12 protein-coding genes are annotated in these 13,318 nt (G+C 69.8%); 5 read left to right on the forward strand and 7 right to left on the reverse strand.

What is annotated here, in order from left to right; genetic code table 11:
• Window positions 1–33 precede the first annotated feature (33 nt).
• Complete coding sequence (locus tag ACH5N8_RS10730) at window positions 34–4,389, forward strand: DEAD/DEAH box helicase (RefSeq protein ID WP_483281301.1); 4,356 nt, start codon at window positions 34–36, stop codon at window positions 4,387–4,389.
• A 20-nt stretch (window positions 4,390–4,409) separates the two neighbouring features.
• On the opposite strand, the gene ACH5N8_RS10735 is transcribed toward ACH5N8_RS10730, so the two are convergent.
• The 6 genes from ACH5N8_RS10735 to ACH5N8_RS10760 form a co-directional block, all read right to left on the reverse strand.
• Window positions 4,410–4,901, reverse strand: coding sequence for a nuclear transport factor 2 family protein (locus ACH5N8_RS10735; RefSeq protein ID WP_483281302.1), 492 nt, complete (start codon window positions 4,899–4,901; stop codon window positions 4,410–4,412).
• Window positions 4,898–5,560, reverse strand: coding sequence for a molybdenum cofactor guanylyltransferase MobA (mobA, locus tag ACH5N8_RS10740; protein WP_483281303.1), 663 nt, complete (start codon window positions 5,558–5,560; stop codon window positions 4,898–4,900). The genes ACH5N8_RS10735 and mobA overlap by 4 nt, the downstream gene beginning before the upstream one ends.
• Before the next feature lie 42 nt (window positions 5,561–5,602).
• Window positions 5,603–6,229: a high frequency lysogenization protein HflD gene (gene hflD / locus ACH5N8_RS10745; protein ID WP_460027497.1), complete on the reverse strand. Its 627-nt coding sequence runs from the start codon at window positions 6,227–6,229 to the stop codon at window positions 5,603–5,605.
• Between the two features lie 73 nt (window positions 6,230–6,302).
• Window positions 6,303–6,812 (reverse strand): CDP-archaeol synthase, encoded by a 510-nt coding sequence (locus ACH5N8_RS10750; protein ID WP_460027496.1) that lies wholly within the window; start codon window positions 6,810–6,812, stop codon window positions 6,303–6,305.
• A 6-nt stretch (window positions 6,813–6,818) separates the two neighbouring features.
• Window positions 6,819–7,178, reverse strand: a complete 360-nt coding sequence (locus ACH5N8_RS10755) for a HopJ type III effector protein (protein WP_483281304.1) — start codon at window positions 7,176–7,178, stop codon at window positions 6,819–6,821.
• Window positions 7,179–7,251: 73 nt separating this feature from the next.
• Window positions 7,252–7,884 (reverse strand): arylesterase, encoded by a 633-nt coding sequence (locus ACH5N8_RS10760; protein ID WP_483281305.1) that lies wholly within the window; start codon window positions 7,882–7,884, stop codon window positions 7,252–7,254.
• On the opposite strand from ACH5N8_RS10760, the gene ACH5N8_RS10765 reads away from it, so the two are divergent.
• Together ACH5N8_RS10765 and ACH5N8_RS10770 are read left to right on the forward strand one after the other, a co-directional pair.
• The gene (locus ACH5N8_RS10765) at window positions 7,883–8,599 is read left to right on the forward strand and encodes an ABC transporter ATP-binding protein (protein ID WP_483281306.1); all 717 of its coding nucleotides are present in this window, start codon (window positions 7,883–7,885) and stop codon (window positions 8,597–8,599) included. The two genes, ACH5N8_RS10760 and ACH5N8_RS10765, sit on opposite strands and share 2 nt — an antisense overlap.
• Window positions 8,596–11,082 carry an ABC transporter permease gene (locus tag ACH5N8_RS10770; RefSeq protein ID WP_483281307.1) on the forward strand — a complete coding sequence of 829 codons (2,487 nt, stop codon included), beginning with the start codon at window positions 8,596–8,598 and terminating at the stop codon, window positions 11,080–11,082. The genes ACH5N8_RS10765 and ACH5N8_RS10770 overlap by 4 nt, the downstream gene beginning before the upstream one ends.
• Window positions 11,083–11,142: 60 nt before the next feature.
• Here ACH5N8_RS10770 and ACH5N8_RS10775 read toward each other — a convergent pair whose 3' ends face one another.
• On the reverse strand, window positions 11,143–11,583 hold the full coding sequence (locus ACH5N8_RS10775) for a hypothetical protein (protein WP_460027491.1): 441 nt from the start codon (window positions 11,581–11,583) through the stop codon (window positions 11,143–11,145).
• Window positions 11,584–11,849: 266 nt separating this feature from the next.
• On the opposite strand from ACH5N8_RS10775, the gene ACH5N8_RS10780 reads away from it, so the two are divergent.
• Window positions 11,850–12,563 (forward strand): vWA domain-containing protein, encoded by a 714-nt coding sequence (locus ACH5N8_RS10780; RefSeq protein ID WP_483281308.1) that lies wholly within the window; start codon window positions 11,850–11,852, stop codon window positions 12,561–12,563.
• Complete coding sequence (locus ACH5N8_RS10785) at window positions 12,560–13,309, forward strand: DnaJ domain-containing protein (RefSeq protein ID WP_483281309.1); 750 nt, start codon at window positions 12,560–12,562, stop codon at window positions 13,307–13,309. The genes ACH5N8_RS10780 and ACH5N8_RS10785 overlap by 4 nt, the downstream gene beginning before the upstream one ends.
• Window positions 13,310–13,318: the final 9 nt, after the last annotated feature.

The following is a 13,318-nucleotide window of genomic DNA, read 5'->3' on the forward strand; positions in this document are numbered from 1 at the left end:
GGCCCGCGGTTTCCGGCGGAATGGCCGGCAGCCATGACCCTGGCCAGCTTTCACCCCGTCGTTCGCGACTGGTTCGAGGCGAATTTCGCCGCACCCTCCGCCTGCCAGCGGGGCGCCTGGGAAGCCCTGCGGACCGGGCGCCAGGTGCTGATTGCCGCACCGACCGGGTCCGGCAAGACCCTGGCGGCGTTTCTTTCCGCCATCGACGAGCTGGTCCGGGAGGGCGAGACGTTCGGCCTGCCGGACGAGACCCGGGTGCTCTACATCTCCCCGCTCAAGGCACTCGGCAACGACATCCACAAGAACCTGGAAACACCCCTGGAGGCCATCCATGCGCGCCTGTTCGAGCACGGCGCCATGTCGTGCGCCATCCGCACCCAGGTCCGTACCGGCGACACGCCCGCCCATGTGCGCGCCGGCATGGGCAAATGCCCGCCGCACATCCTCGTCAGCACGCCGGAATCGGTCTACATCCTGCTGACCAGCGAGAGCGGCCGGCGCATGCTGGCCACCGTGCGCACCGTCATCGTCGACGAGATTCATGCCCTGGTCGGCAGCAAGCGGGGCGCCCACCTGGCGCTCTCGCTGGAGCGTCTGCAACGCCTTGCCGCCCGCCCGCTCAACCGCATCGGCCTGTCCGCCACCCAGCGGCCGATCGAGGCAGTGGCCGACTTCCTGACTGGCGGCGGCGATTGCCGCATCATCGACACCGGCCATCGACGGGCGCTGGATCTGGCCATCGAGCTGCCGGATTCGCCCCTGGAGGCGGTACTGTCCGGCGACGCCGCCGGCGACATCCACGACCGCATGGCGGCGCTGATCGAAACCCACCGGACCACGCTGATCTTCGTCAACACCCGGCGGCTGGCCGAGCGGCTGGCACGGGCGCTGAGCGAGCGCCTGGGGGAGGCGCAGGTCACCGCGCATCACGGCAGCCTGTCGCGGGAGCAGCGCCTGTCCGCCGAGCACCGGCTCAAGACCGGCCAGCTCAAGGCCCTGGTCGCCACCGCCTCGCTGGAACTGGGCATCGATATCGGCGACGTCGACCTGGTCTGCCAGCTTGGCAGCACCGGTTCCATCGCCGGTTTCCTGCAGCGGGTCGGGCGCTCCGGCCACTTTGCCGGCGGCCTGCCCAAGGGACGCCTGTTCCCCACCAGCCGCGACGATCTCATCGAGTGCATCGCCCTGATCGACGCCGTCCGGCGCGGCGAGCTGGACCGGCTGGAGATCCCCGCGCAGCCGCTGGATGTACTGGCCCAGCAGATTGTCGCCATGGTCGCCGGCGAGGATTTCGGCGAGGACGAGCTCTACGAGCTGGTGCGGCGCGCCTGGCCCTATCGCGACCTGCCGCGGACGACCTTCGATGCCGTCGTCCGCATGCTGGCGGAAGGCTATGCCACGCGGCGCGGCCAGCGCGGCGCCTACCTGCACCGCGACGGCATCCACCGGCGGTTGCGGGCACGCAAGGGCGCACGCCTGACCGCCATCACCTGTGGCGGCGCGATACCCGACAACGCCGAATACCGGGTGATCCTGGAACCGCAGGGAGAATTCATCGGCACCGTGGCCGAGGACTTCGCTATCGAAAGCATGGCGGGTGACATCTTCCAGCTGGGCAATGCCAGCTGGCGGGTGCTGCGACTGGAGGGCGGCACCCTGCGGGTCGAGGACGCGCACCACCAGCCGCCGAGCATCCCGTTCTGGTTCGGCGAGGCGCCGGGGCGAACCTGGGAGCTGTCCGGCGCAGTCGCGCATCTGCGCCAGACGCTGGCACCGCGCCTGCCGGAGCCAGCCGATGGCAACGCGCCGATCGACACCCGCGCCGCGCAGGCATGGCTGGTCGACGAGGTCGGCATCGATGCCGGCGCCGCCCGGCAGGCGGTGGATTACCTGGCGGCCGCCAAGCTGACCCTGGGCGTCCTGCCGACGCTGGACACGGTGGTGTTCGAGCGCTTTTTCGACGAATCGGGCGGCATGCAGTTCATCATCCACGCGCCGTTCGGCAGCCGCGTCAACCGCGGCTGGGGCCTGGCGCTGCGCAAGCGCTTCTGCCGCTCGTTCAATTTCGAGCTGCAGGCGGCCGCCACCGAGAATGCCCTGATCCTGTCGCTGGGTGGCTCGCAGAGCTTCGAGCTGGCCGATGTCGCCGCGTATCTCAAGGCCGGGACGGTGCGCGACATTCTCGTCCAGGCCCTGCTGGATGCGCCCATGTTCACCGTGCGCTGGCGCTGGAACGCCGTCTGCTCGCTGGCACTGCGGCGCTTCCAGGGCGGCCGCAAAACGCCGCCCTATCTGCTGCGCATGCAGGCCGAGGACCTGGTGACGGCGGTGTTTCCCGACCAGCTCGCCTGCCTGGAGAACATCGTCGGCGACCGCGAGATTCCCGATCATCCGCTGGTCAACCAGACCATCCACGACTGCCTGACCGAGGCCATGGACATCGACCGGCTGACCCGCATTCTCGGCGCCATCGAGCGGGGCGAGATTCGCGTGGTCTGTCGCGACCTGACCGAACCGTCACCGCTGGCGGCGGAGATCGTCAACAGCCGGGTTTACAGCTTTCTCGACGGCGCGCCGCTGGAGGAGCGCCGCACCCGTGCCGTCGCCAACCGCCGCTGGCTGGACCCGGCCGAGGCCGGCGACCTGGCCCGTCTCGATCCCGCCGCGATCGACCGGGTGCGGCAGGAGGCCTGGCCGGCAGCCGGCAGCCCGGACGAGCTGCACGATGCCCTGATGACGACCGGCTTCCTGGCGCCCGAGGAGGGCGGATCGGCTTGGCCGGCATGGTTCCAGGCACTCGCCCGGCAGGATCGGGCGGCGGAGATCCGCTTCGGCATGGGCGCGCGCCTCTGGGTGGCGGCGGAGCGGCTGCCGCTGTTCGGCGCGATCCATCCCGGTATCCGCAGCGACGCGCCCCGCGATCCCGGGCACGCAAACGGATCGCCCGGCGGGCCACGGCTGGCGAACCCGGGGCTATGGGCACGCCTGCCAGCCGAATATCTCGTGCCATCCTGGACGCCCGAAGAGGCCTTGCGGGAAATGCTGCGCGGCCGGGTGGGCTGTTCCGGGCCGGTCGCGGCCGACGAACTGGCCACCCGCCTGCACCTGCCCGTGCGGCAGATCGAGCAGGCACTGCTGGCGTTGCAGGCCGACGGCTACCTGCTGCGCGGCGCCTACAGCGGAGCCGGAGCGGACCAGTGGTGCGAGCGGCGCCTGCTGGCCCGTATCCACCGCTACACGCTCAACCGCCTGCGGCAGGAAATCGAGCCGGTCGCCACCGGCGACTTCATGCGCTTCCTGTTCCGCTGGCAGCGGGTACATCCCGAAACCCGGCAGCAGGGCGCGCAGGCCCTGGCGGCACAGCTGGCGCAACTGGAGGGGTTCGAGGCAGCCGCCAGCGCCTGGGAGGGCGACATCCTGCCGGCTCGCTTGCAGGACTACGACCCGGCCTGGCTGGACAGCCTCTGCCTGGCCGGCAAGGTGGTCTGGACCCGGCTGAGTGCGCCGGGCAGCGGCCCGGGTCCGATCAAGGCCTCGCCGCTGGCCTTCCTCGGCCGGCGTCACCTGGCGACCTGGCGACGGCTCGCGACGACCGCCGGGCCACCCGGACTCGGCCCGGGCGCCCAGCGGGTAGCCGAGATTCTGGACCGGCGCGGCGCCCTGTTCTTCGAGGAGCTGGCGGAGGCCAGCGGAATGCTGAAGACGCCGCTGGAGGCCGCGCTGGCGGAGCTGGTGGCGCGCGGCCTGGCCGCGTCCGACAGCTTCGCCGGCCTGCGCGCCCTGCTGGTACCGGAACAGAAGAAGCAGCGCTACCGCCATCTGGCGCTGGGCATGGAGGAGGCCGGCCGCTGGACGCTGCTGCGACCGCTGGCGGAACTGGCGGCCGCAACGGATGCGGAGGCCCGCCAGGAGGCTGTCGAGCATGCCGCCGGCACGCTGCTGCGACGTTACGGCGTCATCTTCCGCGCCCTGCTGACGCGGGAGCCGACCGCGCCGCCCTGGCTGGAGCTGCTGCGCAGCTATCGCCGCCTGGAGGCCCGTGGCGACCTGCGCGGCGGCCGGTTCGTCGCCGGGCACTTCGGCGAGCAGTTCGCGCTGCCGGCAGCGGTCGAGCTGCTGCGCACGGTGCGCCGGCAAACCGTCGACGACACGCTGATCACCCTGAGCGCCGCCGATCCGCTCAACCTCGCCGGCATCGTCACCCCCGGCAGCCGGTTGCCGGCACTGGCCGGCAACCGGTTGCTCTACCGGGGCGGCACACCCGTCGCCGTGCTGGCCGGCCGGCAGGTCGACTTCCTGATGGAGCCGGGCGAGTCAGCCTGGGACTACCGCAACCGGTTGCTGCGGCGCCCCATCCCGCCCGGCCTGAAGGCCTACCTCGGCGGCTAGCGGGAGCGAAACCGCGGCCGTCACAGGCCCAGCTCGCCCAAGCCTGGATGGTCCGCCGGCCGTGGACCGGACGGCCAGTGGAACAGGCGTTCACGCTCCGCAATCGGACGGTCGTTGATGCTGGCATGCCGGTGGCTCATGAGGCCGTTGTCGGCGAAGGCCCAGTTCTCGTTGCCGTAGGAGCGGAACCATTGCCCGCCGTCATCGTGCCATTCGTAGGCAAAACGCACGGCGATGCGGTTGGCGGTGAACGCCCACAGCTCCTTGATCAGCCGGTACTCCCGTTCGCGCACCCACTTGCGGGTCAGGAAGGCAACGATCTCCTCGCGCCCGCGGGGAAATTCGGCGCGATTGCGCCAGACGCTGTCGGCCGTGTAGGCCAGGGCCACGCGCTGCGGGTCGCGACCGTTCCAGGCATCCTCGGCCATGCGCACCTTGCGCAGGGCGGTTGCCTCGGTGAACGGCGGAAACGGCGACCGGGGCTCGGCCACCAGGGACGGGTTCGGCATCATGGGCAGTCCTCCAGGCTGGGGTTGTCGGTGGCGCGCGAGGCATCCTGCGCCAGTCGTGCCAGATCCTCGGGCGTGTTGAGATTGGCCAGGGCGCCGGGCCGATCCGAGAAGTCGGCCGTTGCCCAGGAGTGGCGCCGCATCCAGGACTCGACCTTGCGCTCGCCCGCCGCCAGGCAAGCGGCCAGATCGTCGGCCAGCCGGGTCTCCGCCAGCATGATGACCGGGTGCAGCCGCGCGCCGTCGCCGGCCACGACGATGGCCGCGCCGCTGGTCGAGGCCGCCCGGAGCAGGCGTTTCAGCAGCGCCCCGGTCAGCAGGGGCGTGTCGCAGGGGACGGTCAGGACATAGGGGGTCCGGGCGCTGCGCAGGGTGGCCAGGATCCCCGCCAGGGGGCCAGCGAAGGCGGGACCGGCATCGCGGATGACCGGACAGCCCAGAGTTTCGTAGTCGGCGAGGTTGCGATTGGCGCTGATCAGCTGGCAGGCCGTCACCTCGCGCAGGGCGGCCAGCAGGTGGCCAACCAGCGGCTGGCCGCGGAACGGCAGTAATCCCTTGTCCGCCCCGCCCATGCGCTGCCCGCGGCCGCCGGTCAGCACCACCCCGGTGATGGCGGCGCGCGGGATCGGCAGCGGCATCCGATCGATGGCCGGCCGGTCCATCGCCCTCCTCCGGTCGCAGGACATGTGTGCCGGGCGAGATCGCTAGGCGAGCGTCGCCAGCAACCGCCGGGCCTCGCGCTGCAGGGACCCGCGCATGAACAGCAGCTTCCAGCGGACGCCACCGGCCTGGCGCCACAGCAGCGCGGAACGCACGCCGGCCAGCAGCAGGGCGCGAATCCGGTCGCCGTTGCGGGCGTCGGCGAGGTGGGCCTGTTCGCCGGAGACGATCACCCGCGGCTTCAGCTGGCTCAGGGTCTGCTGATACCCGTAGGCCAGAGCGTCCAGCACCTCGTCGTCAAGCAGTTCCCCGGTCCGCTCGAAGGCGGCCTGGGCGCGCCGCAAGGCGACACCGATGGCCTCGACCATGCCGGGCTGGCGCATGACCTGGCGTTCCAGGAATACCAGGGTCGAGGCATAACGCGCCAGTTCGGGATCGACATGCCGAGGCTCGGACAGCTGCTGGACCAGCAGCTCGAGGCCACTCCTGATGGCCGTCAGGCCGCCATAGACATCGAGGATGTCGTCCGCGTCGACCTTGAGTGCGCTGTGGATGCTAGCCGCCATGGCGGCACGGTCAGCCTGGCCGCGGCGGGCGATTTGCTGGACCAGGGACACCGCCTGGGTCAGGCCGGCCAGGGCGATGGTCTGATGGGTCAGGTTCTTTTCCATTGCTATGTCTCGAAGGAACGCGCGAGGGCGGCGGCAGGTCCGCCGGCCGCTGTGCGCGGCGCGGGAGATCGGCTCAATACGGGCGCTCGCGCAGGCGCAGCCGGAACAGCAGCCGCGACAACGCCAGCTCCAGCACCAGGAACAACAGCACGCCGGCTGCTATGGCGGCGACGCCCAGGCCGAGACTGTCGCGCGCGAGCAGGAGCGGCAACAGCGACTCGGGAATCTGATCCAGTCCCAGCGCCATGGCCCCGGACGCCAGCCCCAGCCGGCGTTTCAGCAGGGATGACAGCAAGTCTCCGGCCATGGCGGCGAGGCCGATCCAAAAGCCGAGCATGACCGGCAGCGACACCAGCCAGGCCATCAGCATGGTGGCGACAAGGGCCGCCGCGACGCCTCGCCAGGTCTTCGAGGGTCCCAGCCAGCGGCGACCGTCCACTGGCGAGGTCCGCCCGCCGTCCAGCGGCCAGGCGCCCCGGGCGCCCAGCCACCGATGCAGCAGCACCGGCGCACCGTTGGCCACCAGCAGCAACAGCATCAGGCGCGCGAAGTCCTCCGGCACCAGCATTGCGGTTGCGGGCAAGGCGGCTCAACGCGGTTTCAGGGCCTCGCCCTCGAAGTGGATTCCGGCCCAGCCGTCCTGCATGAAGTGGCGGATGTTCCGATGGTCGTGACCCTCGGGATGCGGCAGGACGTCATCCCGGTAGTAGGCACCGAAGAGGGCAAGTGTCTGCGCCTCGCTCAAGCCATTCAGCCGCGCAAAGGCGAATATCCGGCACGAGCCTTCGTTGGTGCCAGCCTCGTTGCGCAATGATCGCTCGCCGAGCCCGTTGCCGAAGGCCGTCGGCCTGTAGTGGTAATGCTCGCCGATGACCGCCAGGGCATCCTGGAATTCCACCGGCTCGCCGCGTTTCACGCGCTCGAGGAAGGCTTGCAGGGTCGTACTCATGGAAACGTCTCCTCCTGGAATGGGGTGGCTGTCCCTGGCGTCTTTCGGGGATGGCCGGCGGCGGCAGGACAGCCTAATCCCGCCGTCCGGCCGGAACGGCAGCCGTGGCTTGCAGCAGCGGCTCGAGCGACGTCATGACCTGTTCGAGCAGCAGGGGTTGCGACTCCGCATTGGGATGGATGCCATCGGCCTGCATCAGGCTGTCGTGTCCCCCCACCCCTTCGAGCAGGAAGGGCACCAGCGCCACGCGCTGCCGCCCGGCGACCTCGCCATAGACACGCTGGAACATTTCCGCGTAACGTTTGCCGTAGTTCGGCGGGATGCGCATGCCCAGCAGCAGGACCTCGGCGCCGGCCTGGCGGGCCTTGCCGATCATGGCGGTGAGGTTGTCGGCCATCTGCGCGGGCGTGAGCCCCCTGAGCCCATCATTGCCGCCGAGCTCGATCAGCACCCAGCGCGGGTGCACCCGCTGCAGCAGTTCGTCGATGCGCGCCAAGCCGCCCGCGGTGGTGTCGCCGGAAATGCTGGCGTTGACCACCGCGATGTCGCGTGGCTGCAGGGCCCGCTGGAGCAGCGAGACCCAGCCCTGGTCGATGCGCGCCAGGCCGTAGCCGGCGCTGATGCTGTCGCCCACCACCAGCAGTGTCTGCGCCTGCGCGAGCAGCGGTGTCAGGCACAACAGGACGAGAACAAGGATTCTGGACATGACCGAAACGTTGCAGGACGAACGTGAAACCGTGGCCGAGTGGGTCATCTGGGCCGCGGGCCTGGGCAAGCAGGTGACAACCGCCGATGGCCGGCTCGATATATTGACAGCAGTGAACCTGGCGATCAAACCGGGGGAAACCGTCGCCATCGTCGGCGCCTCCGGCTCGGGGAAGTCCACCCTGCTCGGGTTGCTGGCGGGACTGGACCTGCCCTCGGAAGGCCGGGTCTGGCTGGCCGGATCGTGCCTGAACGATTTCGACGAGGACGGCCGCGCCCGCATCCGCGGCCGGCAGGTGGGCTTCGTGTTCCAGTCCTTCCAGCTGCTGCCCCACCTCACCGCCCTGGAGAACGTCATGCTGCCGCTGGAACTGGGCGGCGCGCGCGACGCCCGCGAGCGGGCCAAGGACTGGCTGATGCAGGTGCAACTGGGCGCGCGGATACGCCACTACCCCCGCCAGCTGTCGGGCGGCGAGCAGCAACGGGTGGCCTTGGCCCGCGCCTTCGTCACCCGGCCGTCCATCCTGTTCGCCGACGAGCCGACCGGAAACCTGGATACCCAGACCGGCCGGACCGTCATCGACCTCCTGTTCGAACTCAACCGGACCCAGCGCACCACGCTGGTGCTGGTCACCCATGATGCCTCGCTGGCGGCGCGCTGCGAGCGCGTCATCCGCCTCGACAGCGGCCGCATCGTCCCGGAGGCCGCACCATGAGGCGGCTCGCCTGGCTGGCATTGAAGCTGTTGCAGCGCGACTGGCGCAGCGGCGAACTCGGCATCCTGGCCGCGGCCCTGTTCATTGCCGTGGCCACGACCACGGCCGTCAATCTGCTCGGCGACCGCCTGCAGCGCAGCATGACGCTGCAGGCCGGCGAGTTCCTGGGCGCCGACCTCTCGGTCGACAGCCATGCGCAGCCACCCGAGGCCTGGCTGGCGGAAGCCCGCGGCCGCGGCCTGGATGCCGTGCTGACCACGGAATTCTCCAGCGTGCTGGTCGAGCACGAGGACATCCTGCTGGTCGGCGTGAAGGCCGTGCCCGAGGGCTACCCCCTGCGCGGCGCGCTGAAAATCCAGGACCGGCGCGACGGTGAGGCGTATGCGACCCATGCCGTGCCGGCCGCCGGCGAGGCCTGGGTGGAGCCGCATGTGCTGCATGCGCTGCGGCTGGATCTGGGAGACAGCGTCACCGTGGGCGAACAGCCCCTGCGCATCACCCGCCTGATCGCCCACGAGCCGGACCGGCGCGGCGAGCTCTCCAGCCTGTCGCCACGGGTGATCATCAACCAGGCCGACCTGGAGGCCACCCGCGTTCTGCAGCCGGGCAGCCACATCCATTTCCATGCCCTGTTCAGGGGCCCCGAAGCGACGCTGCTGGCCTACAAGCGCTGGCTCAAGCCCCGCCTGCAGCCCGGGCAGCACATCACCGACATCCACGAGGACCGGCCCGAGCTGGGCAAGGCGATCGAGCGGGCCGAGCGCTATCTCGGGCTGGCCAGCATCGCCGTCGTCCTGATCGCCGGTGTCGCCATCGCCATGAGCGCCCGCCGCTACACCGAGCGCCATTTCGACCTGACCGCCATTCTGAAATGTCTCGGTGCCAGCGAGCGCGACGTGCTGACGCTGGCGGCTGTCCAGTTTCTTGCCCTGGGCCTGGCGGTCGTCACGCTCGGCTGCCTGGCCGGCGGACTGTTGCAGGCGGTGGTGGTGGAAATCGTGCAGCCGCTGCTGCCGTCGCGCCTGTCGCCGGCGCCGCCGCTGACCTGGCTGCTGGGCGCCGGCATGGGACTGCTGATCCTGCTCGGCTTCACGCTGCCGCCCATCCTGCGCCTGAAGCGCCTGCCGCCCCTGCGCGTCCTGCGCCGCGACCTGGAACCCCTGCCCTCCAGCGCCCGGCTGGTTTACGGGCTCGCGACCCTGACCCTGGCCCTGCTGATGTGGCGCCATACCGGCGACTGGAAGACCACCCTGACGGTCTGCGCCGGCAGCGGGCTGCTGATCGCGGCCTTTGCCAGCGCCGGTTATTCCCTGCTGGGCCTGGGCCGCCGGCTGATGCCGCGGGTACCGCTGCCGGCCCGGCTGGGCCTGCAACAGCTGACGCGCCGGCCACGCCTGGGCATCACCCAGATCCTCGCTTTCAGCATCACCCTGGTGGCCATGCAGATCATCCTGCTGGTCCGGACCGAGCTGATCGAGCAATGGCGACAGCAGCTGCCCGAGGATGCGCCCAATCACTTCGCCCTGAATCTCTTCGATGCCGACCTGGGACCGTTCCGGGATTTCCTCGGCCAGGCCTCCATCCGCGCCAGCGCCAGCTACCCGGTCGTGCGCGGCCGGCTGGTGGCCATCAACGGCGCGGACGTGTCGCGGCAGATCGGCCAGGATGCCCGGATCGAGGGCGCCATCAATCGCGAGCTGAGCCTGACCTGGACCGATACCCTGCCACCCGACAACCGGATCGTGGCCGGCCAGTGGCCCGATCCGGCTCCGGACAGGGGTGTCTCCATGGAGCGGGATCTGGCCGAGCGCCTGGGCGTGCAACCGGGCGACCGGCTGCGCTTCCACATCGGCGGGCAGGACCTCGAGGTCCGGGTCGGCAGTCTGCGCAGCGTCCGCTGGGACAGCATGACGCCGAATTTCTACATGATCTTCGCACCAGGCGTGATGGACGCGTTTCCGCACACCTGGCTGACCAGCTTCCACCTCGCCCCGGCGCAGAAGCCTCTGCTGACGCAGATGGCCAAGCGCTTTCCGGGCCTGACCCTGCTCGACGTCGGCAAGCTGCTGGGACAGTTCCAGGCCATCCTGCGGCAGATTTCCCTGGCCATCGAATTCGTCCTGGTGCTGGCGCTGGCGGCGGGCTTCACCGTGCTGTTCGCAACCGTGCGGGCGACGCTGGACGAACGGCTGCACGAGGACACGCTGATGCGGGCGCTGGGCGCCGACAGCCGCCTGTTGCGGGGCGCGCAGTGGATCGAGTTCCTGGCACTGGGCCTCATGGCCGGCATGCTGTCGGTGCTGGTTACGGAGATCGTGCTGTGGATCGTCTACCGGAACGTGTTCGACCTGCCGTTCCGGCCGCACTACTGGACCTGGCTGGCGACACCGCTGGCCGCGGCACTGGCGGTGGGCTGTGCCGGTTACTGGAACACCCGCAGGGTAACGCGGGAAAGCCCGATGCGGGTATTGAGGAGTCTGTGAAGGGAGAGCGGGATACCCCGGCGCAGGCCGCCATCGGCCTGCGCCGGGATGCGGCGTCGATTATTGCGCGCCCTTGATGTTGATCTTGGAGGTCCAGCCGGTCTTGCCCTGGCAGTTGCCGTCGGTGATCTTGACCTTGACGAAGGGCAGCAGACCGACCACCTGTTCCTCTTCCACGACACCACGGGTACCGGCCGGGGCGGTGCAGACATCCTGATCCTTGTCCTCCTCGGAATCCGAGGCGCTCATGAGGCCCGGCGCCATGGTCAGGTGGGACAGACCGCCATTGGGATTTTCGAGCACCACCGCCTGACCGCTGCTGACGGCGGTCTTGACCTCGACCTTGCCGCTGCCGCCACCGGTCAGCGCCATGGTCAGGGAACCGACGGCAATCGCGCCGATCAGGGCATAGAGTGCCTTGGGATTGGTCTTCAGGGTGTTGATGACGTTCTGAACGGCATTCCCGGCCGCTGCACCCGCATTGTTCTCGTTTTCGGACATCAGGTTACCTCCTCGTTCTGTTCTAGTTCTTGATGGTATTGGGTATTGGAATCAGGCGTCGCAAGGTCCATCCCGCGGCAACTTATCATGTTGGCCTGCCGATGCAAACAGGTAATTGGCATGGCGGTAACCCGCTCGCGCCCGGCCCTGACGGCGGGCCCGGGATGCCGGCCTGGCGAACATTGGCGCTTCCGACCAAGTCCCGATAAGCTAAGTTCCGGAACGAGGCGCGCCTCCCGAGCCCACCCTCCCTGCACACTCCAGCCATGAGCGATTCCGGCAAGGCCCTGCCCGCAGGCCGCAAGGATACCGTCGACAGCTTCCTCGCCAAAGTCGCAAGCGTGCCGGCCGCCGCAGCGGCCGGACAACGCGGCAAGCTCATCTTTGCCCTGGACGCCACCGCCAGCCGCGAACCGACCTGGCGCGAGGCCCAGCGCCTCCAGGCCGGCATGTTCGATGTCGCCGCCCAGAGTGGCGGGTTGCGCATCCAGCTGTGCCATTACCGCGGCCAGCACGACTTTTCGGTCTCCGGCTGGCTGGACGATGCCCGCGCGCTGAAGGCCCGCATGCGCGAGGTGGCCTGCCTCGGCGGTCTGACCCAGATCGGCCGGATGCTCGAACATGCCCTGCAGGAAGCCCGCCGCCAGCGCATCCAGGCGGTCGTCTTCGTGGGCGACTGCGTAGAGGAAGCCGCCGACCCCCTCTGCCATCTGGCTGGCCAGCTCGGGATTCTGAACACGCCGCTGTTCCTGTTCCAGGAAGGCGACGATGCCGCGGCCGACCGCGTGTTCCGCCAGCTGGCGCAGCTGAGCGGCGGCGCCCATTGCCGGTTCGACGCCGGCAGCGCCCGCCAGCTGGGCGAACTGCTGGGCGCCATCGCCGCCTATGCGGCGGGCGGCCGCGCGGCTCTCGAGCGCTATGGCGAGACACATGGCGAGCGGGTCCGGCAACTGACGCACCAGCTGGACCGCCGCCGATGACCCAGCTGGTCGTCATCGGCCTGGTGCTGCTGGCGACATTCGGCATGCGGCGCCTGCTGCGCAACACCCGCATCGCCGGCTACCGCCCGCTGCAGCAGTCGCTCATCGCCCTGGGCGTCATCCTGTTCCTGCTGCTGGCCCTGACCGGTCGCCTGGGGCTCCTGGTCCCGGTCCTCGGCGCCGTTCTCGCGGCTCTGCTGGCCACCTTCACCCGGCTGCTGCCGCTGCTGATCCCGCTGCTGCTCCAGTATCTGCCGCTGTGGCGGCGCCACCGGCAACAGGGCGCACCGGCGGACAAGCCTGGCGGCGGCATCTCGACGGTGGAGTCGCCATTCCTGCGCATGCACCTGCATCACGACAGCGGACAGCTGAGTGGCGACATCCTCGCCGGTGACTACGCCGGACAGTCGCTGGATGCGCTGGATCTGGCGCAGCTGACGCGGCTTTACCAAACCTACACACAAAGGGACCCGGAATCCGCTAGACTGCTGGCAGCCTATATCGAACGCGTCCACGGCAACGACTGGCAGACCACCGGACCGCGGGGACAGCGCGCCGACGCCGCACCACCGTCCCTCGACCGGACGGAGGCATTCGAGATACTCGGCCTGAAGCCGGGCGCCAGCCGCGCGGACATCGTCGCGGCGCACCGCCGGCTGATCCAGAAGCTCCACCCCGATCGTGGCGGCTCCGATTATCTGGCGGCGAAGATCAACCAAGCCAAGGACCTGCTTCTCGGCGACTGACAGCAGCGA

The organism is Methyloparacoccus sp. NF-16, from assembly GCF_056880625.1.

What these genes read in the sequence shown, in the direction of transcription:
- hflD (WP_460027497.1), bottom strand. Translation starts at nt 6,229, where the DNA reads ATGGAAAAGAACCTGACCCATCAGACCATCGCCCTGGCCGGCCTGACC.
- ACH5N8_RS10730 (WP_483281301.1), top strand. Translation starts at nt 34, where the DNA reads ATGACCCTGGCCAGCTTTCACCCCGTCGTTCGCGACTGGTTCGAGGCG.
- ACH5N8_RS10755 (WP_483281304.1), bottom strand. Translation starts at nt 7,178, where the DNA reads ATGAGTACGACCCTGCAAGCCTTCCTCGAGCGCGTGAAACGCGGCGAG.
- ACH5N8_RS10770 (WP_483281307.1), top strand. Translation starts at nt 8,596, where the DNA reads ATGAGGCGGCTCGCCTGGCTGGCATTGAAGCTGTTGCAGCGCGACTGG.
- ACH5N8_RS10780 (WP_483281308.1), top strand. Translation starts at nt 11,850, where the DNA reads ATGAGCGATTCCGGCAAGGCCCTGCCCGCAGGCCGCAAGGATACCGTC.
- mobA (WP_483281303.1), bottom strand. Translation starts at nt 5,560, where the DNA reads ATGGACCGGCCGGCCATCGATCGGATGCCGCTGCCGATCCCGCGCGCC.
- ACH5N8_RS10785 (WP_483281309.1), top strand. Translation starts at nt 12,560, where the DNA reads ATGACCCAGCTGGTCGTCATCGGCCTGGTGCTGCTGGCGACATTCGGC.
- ACH5N8_RS10735 (WP_483281302.1), bottom strand. Translation starts at nt 4,901, where the DNA reads ATGATGCCGAACCCGTCCCTGGTGGCCGAGCCCCGGTCGCCGTTTCCG.
- ACH5N8_RS10760 (WP_483281305.1), bottom strand. Translation starts at nt 7,884, where the DNA reads ATGTCCAGAATCCTTGTTCTCGTCCTGTTGTGCCTGACACCGCTGCTC.
- ACH5N8_RS10765 (WP_483281306.1), top strand. Translation starts at nt 7,883, where the DNA reads ATGACCGAAACGTTGCAGGACGAACGTGAAACCGTGGCCGAGTGGGTC.
- ACH5N8_RS10775 (WP_460027491.1), bottom strand. Translation starts at nt 11,583, where the DNA reads ATGTCCGAAAACGAGAACAATGCGGGTGCAGCGGCCGGGAATGCCGTT.